This window comes from Amycolatopsis sp. (assembly GCF_035546795.1).
In the GTDB taxonomy this organism is placed as follows: domain Bacteria; phylum Actinomycetota; class Actinomycetes; order Mycobacteriales; family Pseudonocardiaceae; genus Amycolatopsis_E.
In genome coordinates, this window is sequence record NZ_DASZWC010000020.1 from 1 (window position 1) to 14927 (window position 14927).

Annotated in this window: 14 protein-coding genes and 2 pseudogenes; 4 read left to right on the top strand and 12 right to left on the bottom strand. The window is 69.9% G+C overall.

What is annotated here, in order from left to right:
• Together VHD82_RS13545 and VHD82_RS13550 are read right to left on the bottom strand one after the other, a co-directional pair.
• Positions 1 to 689: pseudogene (locus VHD82_RS13545) on the bottom strand (excinuclease ABC subunit A); the annotation flags it as partial.
• Between the two features lie 53 nt (positions 690 to 742).
• Complete coding sequence (locus tag VHD82_RS13550; RefSeq protein ID WP_325702148.1) at positions 743 to 1990, bottom strand: acyltransferase; 1248 nt, start codon at positions 1988 to 1990, stop codon at positions 743 to 745.
• Positions 1991 to 2099: 109 nt separating this feature from the next.
• Between VHD82_RS13550 and VHD82_RS13555 the strand changes: the two genes are divergently transcribed.
• Positions 2100 to 2780 carry an MBL fold metallo-hydrolase gene (locus VHD82_RS13555; protein ID WP_325702153.1) on the top strand — a complete coding sequence of 227 codons (681 nt, stop codon included), beginning with the start codon at positions 2100 to 2102 and terminating at the stop codon, positions 2778 to 2780.
• A 21-nt stretch (positions 2781 to 2801) separates the two neighbouring features.
• Here the strand turns inward: VHD82_RS13555 and VHD82_RS13560 are convergent, their stop codons facing one another.
• Positions 2802 to 3428: a hypothetical protein gene (locus tag VHD82_RS13560; protein ID WP_325702156.1), complete on the bottom strand. Its 627-nt coding sequence runs from the start codon at positions 3426 to 3428 to the stop codon at positions 2802 to 2804.
• 157 nt (positions 3429 to 3585) lie between these two features.
• On the opposite strand from VHD82_RS13560, the pseudogene rnhA reads away from it, so the two are divergent.
• Together rnhA and VHD82_RS13570 are read left to right on the top strand one after the other, a co-directional pair.
• Positions 3586 to 4026: pseudogene (gene rnhA / locus VHD82_RS13565) on the top strand (ribonuclease HI); the annotation flags it as partial.
• A gap of 107 nt (positions 4027 to 4133) precedes the next feature.
• On the top strand, positions 4134 to 4391 hold the full coding sequence (locus VHD82_RS13570; protein ID WP_325702160.1) for a hypothetical protein: 258 nt from the start codon (positions 4134 to 4136) through the stop codon (positions 4389 to 4391).
• Between the two features lie 57 nt (positions 4392 to 4448).
• Here the strand turns inward: VHD82_RS13570 and VHD82_RS13575 are convergent, their stop codons facing one another.
• The 9 genes from VHD82_RS13575 to VHD82_RS13615 form a co-directional block, all read right to left on the bottom strand.
• A complete protein-coding gene (locus tag VHD82_RS13575) occupies positions 4449 to 6635 on the bottom strand; it encodes a terpene synthase family protein (RefSeq protein ID WP_325702163.1) in 2187 nt (728 codons plus the stop codon).
• A 303-nt stretch (positions 6636 to 6938) separates the two neighbouring features.
• Positions 6939 to 7694, bottom strand: coding sequence for an alpha/beta hydrolase (locus VHD82_RS13580; RefSeq protein WP_325702165.1), 756 nt, complete (start codon positions 7692 to 7694; stop codon positions 6939 to 6941).
• Positions 7695 to 7724: 30 nt separating this feature from the next.
• The gene (locus VHD82_RS13585; RefSeq protein ID WP_325702168.1) at positions 7725 to 8231 is read right to left on the bottom strand and encodes a mycothiol transferase; all 507 of its coding nucleotides are present in this window, start codon (positions 8229 to 8231) and stop codon (positions 7725 to 7727) included.
• A 9-nt stretch (positions 8232 to 8240) separates the two neighbouring features.
• Complete coding sequence (locus VHD82_RS13590; protein WP_325702171.1) at positions 8241 to 8981, bottom strand: ABC transporter permease; 741 nt, start codon at positions 8979 to 8981, stop codon at positions 8241 to 8243.
• Between the two features lie 115 nt (positions 8982 to 9096).
• Positions 9097 to 9591, bottom strand: a complete 495-nt coding sequence (locus VHD82_RS13595) for an MmpS family transport accessory protein (RefSeq protein WP_325702174.1) — start codon at positions 9589 to 9591, stop codon at positions 9097 to 9099.
• A 129-nt stretch (positions 9592 to 9720) separates the two neighbouring features.
• Positions 9721 to 10113, bottom strand: coding sequence for an NUDIX domain-containing protein (locus tag VHD82_RS13600; protein WP_325702177.1), 393 nt, complete (start codon positions 10111 to 10113; stop codon positions 9721 to 9723).
• A gap of 27 nt (positions 10114 to 10140) precedes the next feature.
• Positions 10141 to 10902: an MgtC/SapB family protein gene (locus tag VHD82_RS13605; RefSeq protein WP_325702605.1), complete on the bottom strand. Its 762-nt coding sequence runs from the start codon at positions 10900 to 10902 to the stop codon at positions 10141 to 10143.
• A 37-nt stretch (positions 10903 to 10939) separates the two neighbouring features.
• Positions 10940 to 12442: an FGGY-family carbohydrate kinase gene (locus tag VHD82_RS13610; RefSeq protein WP_325702180.1), complete on the bottom strand. Its 1503-nt coding sequence runs from the start codon at positions 12440 to 12442 to the stop codon at positions 10940 to 10942.
• Entirely contained in the window at positions 12435 to 13850 is a 1416-nt protein-coding gene (locus VHD82_RS13615; protein ID WP_325702183.1) for an L-fucose/L-arabinose isomerase family protein, read from the bottom strand. Before VHD82_RS13615 ends, VHD82_RS13610 begins: the two co-directional genes overlap by 8 nt.
• A gap of 87 nt (positions 13851 to 13937) precedes the next feature.
• On the opposite strand from VHD82_RS13615, the gene VHD82_RS13620 reads away from it, so the two are divergent.
• On the top strand, positions 13938 to 14921 hold the full coding sequence (locus VHD82_RS13620) for a LacI family DNA-binding transcriptional regulator (RefSeq protein ID WP_325702186.1): 984 nt from the start codon (positions 13938 to 13940) through the stop codon (positions 14919 to 14921).
• Positions 14922 to 14927 lie beyond the last annotated feature (6 nt).

Below are 14927 nucleotides of genomic sequence, written 5' to 3' on the forward strand. Positions count from 1 at the left end.
AGCGCCGTCTCCCGCGAGTCGGTCAGCCGGCGCTCGATGCCCGGCCGGCGGACCAGCCGGTCCACCACGACCTCGATCGTGTGCTGCTCGTAGCGGGCCAGCCGGGGCCGGGCCGCCTCCACCCCGGTCAGCTCGAGCACCTCGCCGTCGACCCGGGCCCGGGTGTAGCCCTGCCGGCCGAGGTCGGCGAGCAGGGACTCGTACTCCCCCTTGCGGCCTCGGACCACCGGGGCCAGGACCTGGAACCGGGTGCCCTCGGGCAGCTCCAGCACCCGGTCGACGATCTGCTGGGGCGTCTGGCGGGTGATCGGCTCACCGCACTGCGGGCAGTGGGGGACGCCGATGCGGGCGAAGAGCAGCCGCAGGTAGTCGTAGACCTCGGTGATCGTCCCCACCGTCGAACGGGGGTTGCGCGACGCCGACTTCTGGTCGATCGAGATGGCCGGGGACAGACCCTCGATGAAGTCGACGTCGGGCTTGTCCATCTGGCCGAGGAACTGCCGGGCGTACGCGGACAGCGATTCGACGTAGCGGCGCTGCCCCTCGGCGAAGATCGTGTCGAAGGCCAGGCTCGACTTCCCGGAACCGGACAGACCGGTGAACACGATCATGCTGTCCCGGGGCAGGTCGAGATCGACGCCACGGAGATTGTGCTCGCGGGCGCCGCGAACAACGAGGCGATCAGCCACGCCAGGGTCCCTTCGCTGGAAAGTCTCGGGCCGGGAGACCGGCCGCATCCATGCTAGGACGACCCACCGACAGAAACGGGAGCCGGACCGTTCCCGCTGGTCCGCGAGCCGTCCGGGACAAGATCGTCCGGTGGGGTCCGTGGCTTCGGGGCGGGGCGCCGGGGCTGGGTGAGCCACCGGTGGGCCGGCCGTTCGACGAGCACGGTGAGCAGCCAGCCACCGAGAATAGCCGCCGCCAGCAGCACGGGCAGCCTCGCCCAGCCGTTCAGCCCGTTGTCCTGCAACACCCGGGCGAGTACGTAGCCGAGTTCCTGGTGCAGCAGGTAAACCCCGTACGAGATGCCGGCGAGCCAGGTGATCGGGCGCGCGAAGGGGCGCAGGAACGTCCAGTCCGGGCCTTTCGCGGCGGCGCAGATCGCGACGAGCATCACGGCGAAGCCGATGTCGGAGGGCATCCGCGCGGGGTCGGTGGGCAGCGGCACACCGTCCGGGTAGAGGTGCAGATCCTGCGCCCACACGGCGGCGATCAGCATGAAGGTCAGATGGCGGGCCGACAGCCTGCCGCGGCTCCACAGCCAGATCGCGATCCCCGCGGCGAACACGTGCATCCGGTGCATCCCGAAGCCGAACACCACGCCGTAGGCCCAGGGCGAGGGATTGGTCACCCCGATCACCCAGAACCGTACGAACAGCGGGACGAGGATCAGGCCCCACACCAGCAACCGGATACTGCGGTCGGAGCGGAACCACGGGGTGCCGGCCCACAGCGCCGCCGCCGCGGCGAACACCATGAGCTGCACCGGAAGCGTCCAGTAGGAGCCGTCGAGCCAGATGAATGACTGGTCCCAGCCCTGCACCATGAACAGGTTGATCAGCAGGTCCTGCCCGACCGGGACGTACCAGGACGAGGCCCACGCCACGCCGTCGGAGGTCGGGCCGAAGAGCGTGTCGAACCAGCCACTGTCGAAACTCTGGTGGTTGAACGCCGCGCTGGCGAAGCGCATCACCAGGTACGTGATCACCACCGCGATCAGGTAAGGCGGCAGCAGCCGGGAGATCTTCTTCCACAGCCAGCGCCCCGAGTGGCCGCGCCGCACCGTCTGGCAGACGAAGAACCCGGAGATCACCATCAGCGCGGCCGCGCCGAACTGGCCGGTGACCTTGAACGGGTAGTTGTCGAGTTCGGTGTGCGCGAGCGGGCCCTGGTGGGTGATGTGTCCCAGCAGCACGGAAACCACGGAGATCACGCGGATGGCGTCCCAGCTGATCTTTCGGGACGTGGATTTCGCAGAACCGGACACAGTCTTCCTGAAGATCGATTTCGCCAAGCGGGCCTGAGGTTACGTTACGAATCTGAGACAAACCTGAACGGGTGGAGCAGTTCGTGGCCGGGCGGCTACCGTGTGCCAGGTGAACGTCGTGGAGGAATACACCGGGCACGTCGAACCGGGCGGCGATGCCGCGCGGCGCACGCTCGGCGCGCTGACCATCACCAAGCTGTCCGTCGGGCCGATGGACAACAACACCTATCTGCTGGTGTGCCGCGCGCAGAACGAGGGCCTGCTGATCGACGCGGCCGCCGACCCGGAGCGCATCTCGGACCTCATCGGGCACGGCCCGGACCGGCCCGCGCTGCGCACCGTCGTGACGACGCACCAGCACCCGGACCACTGGCAGGCGCTGGGCGCCGTGGCGGGCGCGAACGGCGCGAACACCGCCGCGCACCCGCTGGACGCCGAGCCGCTGCCGGTGCCGCCGGACTTCCTTGTGGAGCACGGGGACACGCTGACCGTCGGCGACTGCGTGCTGGAGGTCATCCACCTGCGCGGCCACACCCCGGGATCGATCGCGCTGTTGTACCGGGACCCGTCCGGCCCGGCGCACCTGTTCACCGGCGACTCGCTCTTCCCGGGCGGCGTCGGCAACACGCAGCAGGACCCGGAACGCTTCGCGTCGCTGATCGACGACGTGGAACACCGGGTGTTCGACGTGCTGCCGGATGACACGTGGTTCTACCCCGGGCATGGGGATGACTCGACGCTGGGAGCCGAGCGGCCGAAGGTCGCGGAGTGGCGTGCGCGGGGTTGGTGAGCAGGGCCGGGAAGCCTTGTCCTAGGCGGCTTCCCCGAGCTGCCAGGCCCAGCCGTCGGCCTCGATGATGCCGCCGGTGGGGACCAGCACGACGTGGCCGTGGATGACCGGCGAGTCGAGAACGATGGTGCCGGTGTACTTCCGTCCCGGGGCCAGGGCCACGACCGGGAACTGTCTGGTGTGCGAGAGACAGCCGAAGGTCCGGTCGGTGGCGAGCGCGTGGCCCGTCGTGGTGATCCCGTCGGGGCCGACCACGGCGAAGTCCAGCGGGTTCATCAGGCCGGTCGCGAAGACACTGCTCATCGTCGGCGCGGTCTCGGCGGAGATCTCGACGAACACGTAGTGCCCGTTCCCGGCCTTTTCGGAGAACTGCTCGGTGCACCGGCCGTCGACGGTGATCTTGGTGACCGCGAACTCGACGTCCGGGCCCGCGGTGGTGTCCGGGCTGGTGAACCGGGCCTTCTCCCCGACCTTGGTCTCGACGATGCGGGGCGCCCCCTTCTTCGTCGACGGTGCCGGCGGGTTGGCGGGCGGCGCCACCGGGCTCACCGTCAGCGCGAGCGTCGGTTCGGAAACCCGGTGATGGTGCGTCGCGGCGACGGTGAAAGCGACGACGGCACTCAACAGTGCCGGCGCGATCCGGATCACCAGGATCGGAAGCCAACGGCGCGGCGGAGGTGGCGGCGGCGGCCAGGGAGAGGGCGGCGGGTAGGTCACGACTGCCTTTCCCGGTTGTTGATCACTCGTCCGGTGAAGTCGTGACCGGGGCGGCGGTCGTTACGTCCGGCGTTGCTATCTTCCGAAGATGGGGGAGACTCTCGTCGAGATCTACACCGATGGCGCGTGCAGCGGCAATCCCGGCCCGGGCGGCTGGGGCGCGGTGCTGCGCTACGGCGGGCACGAACGCGAGCTGCACGGCGGCGATCCGGGACCCACGACCAACAACCGCATGGAGTTGATGGCGGCGATCCAGGCGCTGGAGACGCTGACCCGGCCGTCGACGGTGCAGCTGTACACCGACAGCACGTATGTCCGCAACGGCGTGCTGTCGTGGATGCCGCGCTGGAAACGCAACGGCTGGCGGACCGCGGCGAAGGAGCCGGTGAAGAACGCCGACCTGTGGCGCAGGCTTGACGCGGCGCTGAGCCGGCACGAGGTCGACTGGCATTGGGTCAAGGGACACGCCGGGCATCCGGAAAACGAGCGCGCCGACAAGCTGGCGGTGCTCGGGGTCAAGGAGGCGGCGGAGCTACCGCCCGCACCGGTCGTCGCGGTGGACCTGCTCGAAGGCGAGCAAGCGATGCTTCCCGTCGCCGGGGAGGCACCGCGAGCCGCCGATGAGGACGACGGTGCGTGCATCTGATGACCGCGCGCTGGTGTGCCCTGCGCAAGCCGCGCCCGGCCGGAGTCCTCGCGCGTGGCTACCGGACTCGCGGCCGGCGGGCTTATCACAACGATCCCCACTGTGAGCGGCTCGACAAGGGCCGGCGTTTCGCTGAATACAAGGGTTTCTCACGGCACGAGCGTGAGTCCGTCGCGTGGGCCGAGATCGATCCGGGGCAGGTCGAACCCTGCTGCACCGAACGATGGGTCCCGGCGCATCAACGCTGAAAGCCCTGCCGCGTAAGGGTTTCACGCACGGCCTGTCATCTCGTCGCACCATCTCCCTCACACCGCCACCCTGCTCACCGACAGCGGCACCGAGGACAGGCCGGGGAAACGGTTCCGGCGCAGCTCCGGTTCGGTGTAGCGGACGCACCGGCGGTGCCATTCAAGGATTCCCGACATCCAGTCCTCGAGTTCCGCGGCGTGCCGGCGCAGGCCCTCGCGGGCGGCGGCGTCCAGGGAGAGGTCGTCGCAGAGTTTGGGGAGGTCGTTGGCCAGCACGTGCTCGAACTGCTCCAGCCGGGCATGCATCAGGTCGGCGACGAGGCCGGCGGCGGTTTCCCGGCCGACGTCGAGGAAGTTCTCCACCACCAGTACCAGGTTGTGCACCTCTCCCTCGTATTCGATCTCCTTCTGGTACGAGTAGAGGTCGTTGGCGAAGGCGGCGTAGTCCTGCGCCGAAGTGTCCAGCTCTCGCAGCACACGGGTCTGGAAGACCTCCGGCGGCACGACAGCGGAGACCTCGAGCCGGCCGAGACTCATGGTCAGGTCGGAGCCGAACGTCTTGCGGCGCATCTCCGCGTAGTCGATCGGGTCGGGGATCCGGTGCTGCGCCTGGTTCAGCAGCTCCCACAACCAGCTCTGCGTCATGTCCTCGACCGCGGCACGGAGCTGCGCCCGCGCCGGTTCCGCCATCGGGCCGGCCGTCCGGCGCCACAGATCGGCCAGACCCCGTTCGACCGGGTTCGTCGGGGGCGGCGTCTCGCCCGCGTCCAGCGGCATGAACGCGGGCAGCCGGTCGGTGAGCTGTTTCGCGGCGGCGAGATTCCGGCTGCCGCCGAACGCCAGCGGGTAATAGTCGTCCCCGTAGGTGCCCCAGGAAAGCCAGTCCGTGGACAGGTACAGCTGTTCCCGGCCGGCGTCGGCGTGGATCATCGAAGCGCAGTGCGCCAGATCGATCCCGACGAACCGGCGTTCGTCCCAGACCCCGCCCGCCTCGACGCCGGGCAGGGAGTCGAAGAAACCCATCTCCCGAGCCCAGCCGACCGAGTACTCCCGCGCCGCATCGAGGAGCCGGCTGGTGCGGACCGGGAACGGCATGTACAGCTCGGGCACCGGAAGCGGGCCGACCGGCTGGAAGGGACGGTGCGCATGCTGACGGGCTTTCGTTCGCAGGCCGGGAGAAAACGACAACCGGCCGGCCGAGGTGCCGAGCCCGTTGGGTCCACCGAGGACACCAGTGCCGGCCGCTCCCTCGTTCATGTACCGGCTGGACCGCGCGTGCCATTCGTGCCCGCCCGCTTGCCAGTCCTGCAGACCTTTGACATACGCGCCGACGCCGAACTGCTCGTGCGGCGGCACGGCGCTTTCGGCCAGCAGGGCCGGAACTTCGATCAGCGCGGTGTTCTCGAACTGCTGCAGCCGGGACGTGAGCAGATCGTTGACGAGCTCGGCCGCCTGCTGCGTCGGACAGTCCAGGAAACGCTCGAAAACGAGGACGGCGTTGGAGTTCTCCCCCTCCTCCTGCACTTCACGCTGGTAGGAGAACAGATCGTTGCGCAGGTGCACGGCGTCCGAGAAGGTGTCGGTGAGCACCTGGATCGGGCGCGTTTCCGCCAGCTGATCCGGAATCTCCGCGCCGACCGCGTACTCGACGAGGTTGGCCGACCACGGCGCGCCGCCGACCTTCCGGCGCATCTGGACGTACTCGATGGGGTTGGCTATCCGGCCGCGGTCGATGTTGTCCAGCTCCCACATCGACTCGACCATGAGGTTGTGCGTGCTGGCGATGAACCGCCGCCGCCAGCCCCGCGACATCGCCGGAACCGTGCGCTCCCACAGGTCCTTGAGCCCGGCCTCGGCCGGATTTTCCGGCTCCGGCGGGATTTCCTCGTCCATGGTCATGAACAGCCCGAGCCGGTCCAGGTACGCCTTCGCGCCGCCGAGATCACGGGAGTACTTGAACTGCTCGAGAAAATGGTCGTCGAAGAAGAACACCCAGACGTACCAGTCGGTGATCAGGTCGAGCGCGGGGCCGTCGCAGTCGGGGTGGGTGTAGGCGCACATCAGCGCATAGTCCATTTTGGACAGTGCGGCCGCGTCCCAGACCACTCCCCCGCCCGGTTTCGGCGCATCCAGCATGCCCATCCGCTCCGCCCACGCGGCACTGTGCGCGCGGGCGCGTTCCAGCTGCGGGTTGATCCTCGCCGGATAGGGCAGATAGAAATCCGGCAGTGTGAAGGCCTGCATGACCGTGGTGCTCCCCTTGCGCCGAAGTGCGTTCGCCCCACGAGATTCCCAGCCACACACCGGCCGCGACGAGGCCCATCCAGGCGGTCCCGGCTCCCTGTCCGGATGAACCGGCGGACCACGCAAAGTAGACGGTCCGCCGCCGGACCCCGCCCGCACACAGGTGGACGGCGGGGTGGCGGCAGCCGGCCGCAGTGTCCGGCGCCGGGCTTCGCACGCGCCCGGCCTGCGGAACTCACGGACGGTGAAGGCGCTTTCAATCCCGTCGGGCGCGGGCGGTGCACCTGAACGGCCCAACGAAACTCAGCCGAGGAAGGACCGGACCATCGGCAGCACCAGTTCGGTGCGGCGCGTCAGCTCGTTGTGCGTGGTACCGGGCAGCACGCCCAGACGGGAATGCGGGATGAGCCCGGCCATCTCCACGGCGTGCTCCAGGCGGACGAAATCGTTGTCGCCGAACAAAAGCAGCGTCTCCGCCGGGATCGCGCGCAGCTGCTCGGCGGACCAGCCGGGGATATCCGGCACGGTGCGGGACAGCTTCGCGGTCATCTGCTCGAAATGCCCGGGCTCGGGCGCCAGCCGTTCGTAGGTCTCCCGCATCTCGCGGACGTCCGCCTCGGTCGGCATCCGGGTGGAGGTCGCGAACTGCGCCGGGTCGAGGATCTCCTCGTGGTAGCCGTCCGTGCGGTAGTGCGTCGAGGCGAGGATCAGCCTGTCCACCCGCTCCAGGGCGGCCGTGGCCAGCTCCAGCGCGACGAGCCCGCCCAAGCCGAACCCGAACAGGTCCGCCCGCTCCAGGCCCAGGTGCTCCAGCAACGCGACCACGTCCGCGGCCAGCTCCGGCAGCGTCATCTCGCGGTCGATGTCCGCGGTGCGGCCGTGCCCCTGCAGCTCGACGGCGATCACCTGCCGGTCGCGCGCCAGCTCCGGCAGCAGATCGCCGAAGCTGAGGCCGATGGTCAGCACGCCGCCGTGCAGCAGCACGACCGGGCGGCCGGTGCCGTGCACCTCGTAGTACATCTCGAGCCCGCGCACCGGCGCGTAGTCACCGATGGTCATAGCCGATCCGACCACCGCGCCGGGCGAAAGTCACCGGCGTTTGAGGATCCCTCGCAGAAACGCCGCCTGACCGGCGTGCTGCAGATCGTCGGAGAGCACGCTGACCAGTCGCACGCCGAGCGTCACCGGCGGGTCCCACGCCTCGTCGACGATGCGGTCCAGCTCCGATTCCTTCAGGTTTCCCAGCCAGGCGACGGTCTGGTCGTGCACGGCGTCGTGGTAGCCGGTCAGCAGGCTCGCGGAGGCGCGGACCGACGCCACCTGCTCCGGGCTGTGCCCGTAGCCGGTGTCGGCCTCGTCGAGCGGCAGGCCGAAGCGCTCGTGCCAGCCCTGCTCCGTCCACACCTGCGGGGCGTCCTCCAGATCGGCGAGGTGATCGTCCTGCACCCGGGTCAGATGCCAGACCAGCCAGGCGATCGAGTTCGTCCCGTCGTCCAGCCGCTCCGCCAGCTGGTCCGCGGTCAGGCTCTTGACCGCCCCGTGCACTATCTGCCGGATCCGGCCGAAACCGTCGATCATCAGATCGGCAACAGTCATACCGCCAACCTAGTCCCTCACGATCAGCCCTGCCGCGACGAACTGGACGACCAGCAGAACCGCGATCGACTCGGCGGCGAGCAGCCCGATCAGCACCAGCACCTGCGTCACCCCGGCCTGGACCGGGCTCGCGCCGCCGAGCAGCACACCGACATACGCACCGGGCAGGGTGACCAAGCCGACCGTGCGGGTCTGGTCCAGCGCCGGGATCAGCGCCTGGCCCGCGGACGGGCGGCAGATCTCCAGCGCCGCGGCCCGGCGCAGAAAACCCAGTGCCAGCGCGGCTTCGTACTCACCGTGGCGCGTCTTCAGCTCGTCGAGCGCGCGACGCGCGGCCTGCGAAGTCGCCGACATCGCGCCGCCGATCACGATGCCGGCGACGGGCACGACCGCGATCGGTTTCGGTGGCAGCACACCGGATCCGAGCACGAGCGCGAGCACCGGCGCGACGCCGGCGCCGATCGCGGTCGCGATCCAGGCGAGCTGCCGCGGCACTCCGACACGACGGGCCGACGTGACCGCCGCGACGGCGAACATCAGCAGCACGAAGAGACCGGTGAGCCAGCCGGAGCGGAGTACAGCGGTGATCACGAACGAAACGGCGGCCAGCTGAACGACCGCGCGCACCGCGGCTATCACCACTGCGCGCCCTTGGCCGATCTCGCCTCGCCACACGACAACCGCGCCGAGCGCCACCAGCGCGGTCAGCACGATCGCGAGGACGGGGCCGAGCACGATCGAACCTGTCACGCCTCGATCATGCCAGCCGGTTTTGTCGGTACCCGCTGCTGACTTCGCGTTCGTGCCAGAACTGGGGATGCACCAAGACGACGGTCACCGGCGGAGGTTCGCCACCGCGGTGGCGCTAATCGACCGACTTCGAGCAGCGCACCATGCCGTGCGGGTCCGCTGCCGCGCCTTCGCTGACCGTGGCGCCGTCCACGACGATCCGGCAGGTCAGCGGGCCTTTCCCGGAGTTCTGCGCGGAAAGGCTGTAGTACTGGCTCTCGCCCGCCGTGCCGTGCCGCTGCACGACCGCCGACCACGGCGTGGCGGCCTCGGCCACCTGCGCGATGGCCGCGCCGTCCGCGACGTAGGTGATGTTCAGCGCGTCCGGCCCGCCGTCGAGCTGGTACTGCACGGTGTGCGCGACGATCCGCGCGGGCGCCGGGGCGACCGCGACCTCGGTGCCGCCCAGCATGTTCGACGAGGAAGGCGCGCCCGAGTGCTGGCCGGCGACGAGCACGGTGATCAGCCCGACGGCCACGACCACCGCGAGCCCGGCCATCAGCGCGGCCGGACCGGAACCGGTCCGGCGCCGCCGTTTTCCGGGGGCCGGCAGAACGGGGACAACACCCATGAGGGCTTCTCTCGACTCACCGCGCTTCCGCCGAGCGCGTCAACTTGTACTCGAAAGCCGAGCGCGAATCGTTACCCCGGCGGAACCGTTGTGCCCTGTTTCACTCGCTTGGGGGGTGTCACACCACTCTCAGTCGATGTGGCCGGCGGTTTTGAGCAGACCGAGAACCCGTTCGCCCGCGGGCGGGCACAGTCCCGCGTCGGCCGCGCCGAGCCAGCGGGCCTCGGCGATCTCGTTTCGCGGGTGGAGCGGCCCGGTGTGCGTGGCGGTGTAGCAGGTCATGTGCACGCGGCGGCCGTCGGTGAACCCGTCGGCCTCCTCGTCGAGCACCGCGAACAACGAGAACGTCATCGGGTCGAGTTCGGTGCCCAGTTCCTCGCGGATCTCCCGGCACAGCGCCGTCACGTCGCTCTCGCCCGGCTCGCGTTTGCCGCCTGGCAGGTAGAACTTCGCCTTGCCCTGGGTACGGACGGACAACAGTCTGCGGTCGCGGATCAGGATCCAGGCGAGGCTGTCGATCACGGCCCGACCCTACTGCGCCGTTCGCCGCTACTCGCTGGTGTCGTCGATGTCCCCGGTCTCCACCTCCACCACACCCGGCTGTTCGGCCAGCGTGGTGAGCAGGTTGTTGACCGAGCGCGGGCCCAGCAGCCGGATCCGAAGGTCGATCAGCCCCCTGGCGTGCGTCAGTACCCTGCCGTGCTCGTCCTCCTCTTCGCGGTCGAGCTCCTGACGTTCGGTCACCGCGTGCTGCACCGCATAGCCGGAGCGCGTGACCAGCTCCAGGACAGTGCGCAGCACGCCTTCCCCGTCGCGGTAGGTCACGCGGACCGCCGTGGTCGCGGGACGGCTTCGGGTGGCGAGCCGGATCAACGGCGGGTAGCCGTAGACGATGAGGAAGTGCGCGGCTGTCACCACGACGGCCAGCAGCGGCAGCCCGGCGGCGCACGCGCAGCCGACGGCCACGCTCATCCACACCACAGCGGCCGTGGTCAGCCCGCGGACGACATCGCGGCGCACGAAGATCAGGCCACCGCCGATGAACCCGATACCGGACACGATCTGCGCCGCGACCCGGGACGGGTCCAGCACGATCCGCCCTTCGGCGAGCACGTCGGTGAACCCGTATTTGCTGACCAGCAGGAACAACGCGGCCCCGACGCCGACGAGGGTGTGCGTGCGCAGTCCGGCGCTCTTCTGCTTGAGCTCGCGCTCGATCCCGATCGCCGAGCACAGCACCAGCGCCAGCAGCAGTTCCCAGATCTGGGTCCAGCTCTGGCCCGTGGGCTCGCCGATGCCGAAGGCCAGCATCCCGTGACCACCTCCACTTCCGGTCACGGGCATTTCATCATGTCCGGCGCTCGTCGGCAGCCTTCTGCTCGGCGGCGAGGAAATGCGCTATGTCCACTGTGGACGGATACAACCGCCGGTAACGGGTGTAGTACTCGTCGTAGACCGCCGTGCGGGCCGGTTCCGGGCGCACCACGGTCTCCACCGGATTCCATTGCCGCACATCGGGTTCGGCCCCGGTCGCCACCGCCGCGAGTACCGCGTCGCCCAGTGCGGCGCCGATCGTCTCGGCCGGCACCTGCTGTTCGGCACCGGTCACATCGGTGACGATCTGTGTCCACAGCCCGCCCTGGGTGCCGCCGCCGACGGCGACCAGCCGGCGCGCCTTGCCGCCGGACTCCGCCATCACCTCCAGGTTGTGGCGAACCCCGTACGCGATGCCCTCCAGGGCTGCCCGGTACAGCTCGCCGAGGCCGTGGCCGGTGGTGAGCCCGGCGATGATCCCGCGCGCGTCCGGGTCGAACAGCGGCGTGCGCTCGCCCGCGAAGTACGGCAGCAGCAGCAAACCCCGGCTGCCGGCCGGCACTTCCGCCGCGCGCCGGACGAGGTCGCCGAAGTCACCGGTGCCGAGTTTGCGCAGCCAGTCGGTGATCGCGCCCGAGGTGGCCATCCCGGCGGCGAGCGAGCGCGTGCCGGGGAAGGCGCCCTGTGTCGTCCACAGCGCGGGATGCGGCCGCGGGTCGGCCAGCACCTGGATCAGGAACATGGTGGTGCCGTACATGACCATCGTGTCGCCGGGGTCGGAGACACCGACGCTGGCCGCCTCGGCCCAGGCGTCCACCGTGCCGCCGGTGACCGGGAGCCCTTGCGGCAGACCGGTTTCCGCCGCCGCGGCCGCGGTGACCGTGCCCGCCACCTCGGTCGGCCAGACCAGCCGCGGCAGCTCGATGCCGGGCGCTGTCAGCGACGCCCAGTCGCGCGCCCAGTCTCCGGCGCGCAGGTCGTACATCGGGTCGCACTGGCTCGCGGAATGGTGGTCCAGCACGTATTCGCCGGTGAGCCGGTGCACGAGGTACGAGCTGGCCATGAGGAACAACCGGGTGCGCTCGAAAACATCAGGCTCGTGCCGGGCCAGCCACCGCCATTTCGGGCCGACAGCCTGTGCGGACAGCGCTGTTCCGGCGCGGGCGAGAATCGCGTCCGCGCCGAGTTCTTCGGTCAGTTCGGCGATTTCGCGGCCGGCCCTGGTGTCGACCCCGTACAGGATCGCCGGCCGGAGCGGGCGCCCGTCGGAGTCCGCGGGCAACAGCACCGGGCCGATACCGCTGACGGCGAGGCCGGCGAGCGGGCGCCCGTCCGCGGCGGTGACCAGTTCCCGGCTCAGCGCCAGGAAGTCCTGCCACCACACGGTTTCCGCGTCGTGCTCGACCCAGCCGGGGTGCGGGTACGACGTCTCGTGCGCCCGCGAAGCGCGGGCCAGGATCTCGCCGCGCGGGGTGACCAGCACCCCTTTGGAACTCGAGGTTCCGATGTCGATCCCGAGCAGCAGGCTCTCAACCACGTGTCCACTCGTCCAGTCGCACGTCCAGCAGTTTCGCGGCCGAGCGTAGTTCCGCGCGGACATCGCCGGGCACGGCGTGGATGTGGTTCGCGCCGAAGTTGCGCAGGAACACCTCGCCGGGCGCGTCGAGCCGGGCGAACGCGTGCGGCCATTCCGGGGTGGACTGGCGGATCAGGGCCTCGTTGGTCTCGTCGTCGTAGCTCTCGAACTCGCCGAGCATCAGCTGCAGCCGGTACTCGCCCGCCTGCCTGGTCAGCCGGGCCAGCGTCATCCGGCCCGGCGCGGCGATGTGCTGGACGGAGGCGCCGCCGGCGGGGAAGAAGAACACCTCCGGGTAGAAGTTGACCTTGGCCAGGTTCTCCGCCGGATCGTCGCTGCGCGCGGCGAACCAGGTGGCGTGCTGGCCGGAGTTGCACAGGTCCCAGATGTCGCGGTCGGCGTGGTAGTGCCGGACGTCGGCGAACAGCACCGGCGTGCCGGTGATCTTGTGGCACAGCTGCATGGTGAGCGCGCCGTCCATGTCCGCCTCCGTGGCGGTGACGTGCACGTCCTTCGGGCCGTTCCAGTCGTAGGGATCGTTGAGGAACGCTTCGGTCACGTCCATCGTGGCGAAATGCTCGGTCAGCTCCGGCTGGCCCTTGATGCCGGAGAAGTCGAGGTCGCGTTCGGCGATGATGTCGCGGATCGCCAGATACGAGCGGATCTGCCGCTCCAGCAGTTCGGGGGTCAGCTTCTTGCCGTCGTAGTGCACCCCCGCGGCGTGCGCCTCGATCCAGCCTCGCGCCTTCGCCGCTTCGCCCGGGTCGGCCTTTTCCGCACGCAGCACGAGTTCGTACTGGTCGATCTCCTCGACGTCGATCCCGAACTGGCGCATCCACTGGTCGGTGTTGGCGACGGCGGTGTTCATGCCCATCGGGCGTCCGCCGAAACGGCCGAAGGTGGACCCGCGCAGCGACGCGACCGCGGCGGCCGCGCGCGCCTCGACGCCGACGCTCTCGGCGAGCGCGGTGTCGTCCGGCGCGCCCCACAGCCTGGTGTGCGTGCGGCCGACCTGGTCCAGCGCGCCGCCCGCGGCAAGCATGCCGACGAGGCCGGGCTCCGTGGGATCGGTGCTGGCGACGAGGATCAGCGGGCTCGACGTGGCGTCGGCGGCCAGCATCGTGAAATGCGGGAAGCTCCACACCGCGTAGTAGAAGATCGTGACGTCCACGCCCGCCGCGGCGACCGCGCGGGCCACGGACGTGGCGAGGGTGTTGGTGGCGACCAGCGCGGCACCGGTCACCACCTCGTGCCCGGCAGCGGTGAGTGACCGGACCAACGCGTCCTGTTTGGACTGGATGAACCCGGCGTTGCGCGCGTGCACATGGTCACGGCCATCGGAAATACTGATGACGCCGATGCGGGCCACGGTGCCTCCCTCATCCGGGTAATCGATTACTCGGGACGCTATTCTGGCCGGGCGTGTGGTGTCAATACGCCGAGGGAAGGAGTCGCCGTGGCGACCATCAGTGACGTGGCCAGGAAGGCCGGCGTCTCCACGGCGACCGTGTCCAGAGCGCTGAACGGGAAGTCCACAGTGGACCCCGCGCTGGTGTCCAAGGTGCGCGAGGCGGCCGAGGAGCTGGGCTACCACCCGAACGGACTGGCCCGGAACCTGCGCCGGCAGGAGACGGCCGTGCTCGCGCTGATCATCTCCGACGTGGAGAACCCGTTCTTCACCTCGATCGCCCGTGGGGTCGAGGACGTGGCGCAGACGGCCGGTTACTCGGTGGTGCTGTGCAACTCCGACGAGAACGCGGACAAGGAACGCCGCTACATCGACGTGGCGCTGCAGGAACGGGTCGCCGGGGTCATCCTGTCGCCGACCGACGTGTCCTCCAGTATCGAGCGGCTGCGCCGGCGCGGCACGCCCGTGGTCGCGGTGGACCGGCCGCTCGCGGAGTCCATCAGCGACCAGGTGCTCGTCGACACCAGGCTGGCCGCGCGCGAGGCGACCGAGCACCTGATCGCCGCGGGGTACGAACGCATCGGCTGTGTGACCGGCCCGGCCGGCGTGCGCACCGCCGACGACCGGCTGGCCGGTTACCGCGAGGCATTGGCAGCGGCCGGGCGCGCGCTGCGCCTGGAAAGCCGCGCCGAGTACCGGGCTTCCGGCGGCAGCCAGGCGACGCGGGAACTGCTCGCCGAATCGCCGGACGCGTTGCTGGTGGCCAACAGCGCGATGGCGATCGGCACGCTGGAAGCGCTGCGCGCGGCCGGGCTCCAGCCCGGGCGCGATGTCGGCGTGGTGGCGTTCGACGACGTCCCGTGGGCAACGCTGATCGACCCGCCGCTCTCCGTCGTCGCGCAGCCGGCGTACGAGATCGGCTCCGAAGCGGCGAAACTGTTGCTGGCGCGGATAGCCGACCCGGACCTGCCGCCCGCGGCGACGACGCTCGGCGCACGCCTCATCGAGCGGGGAAGCACCCGGCGCGGGTAGGCCGCG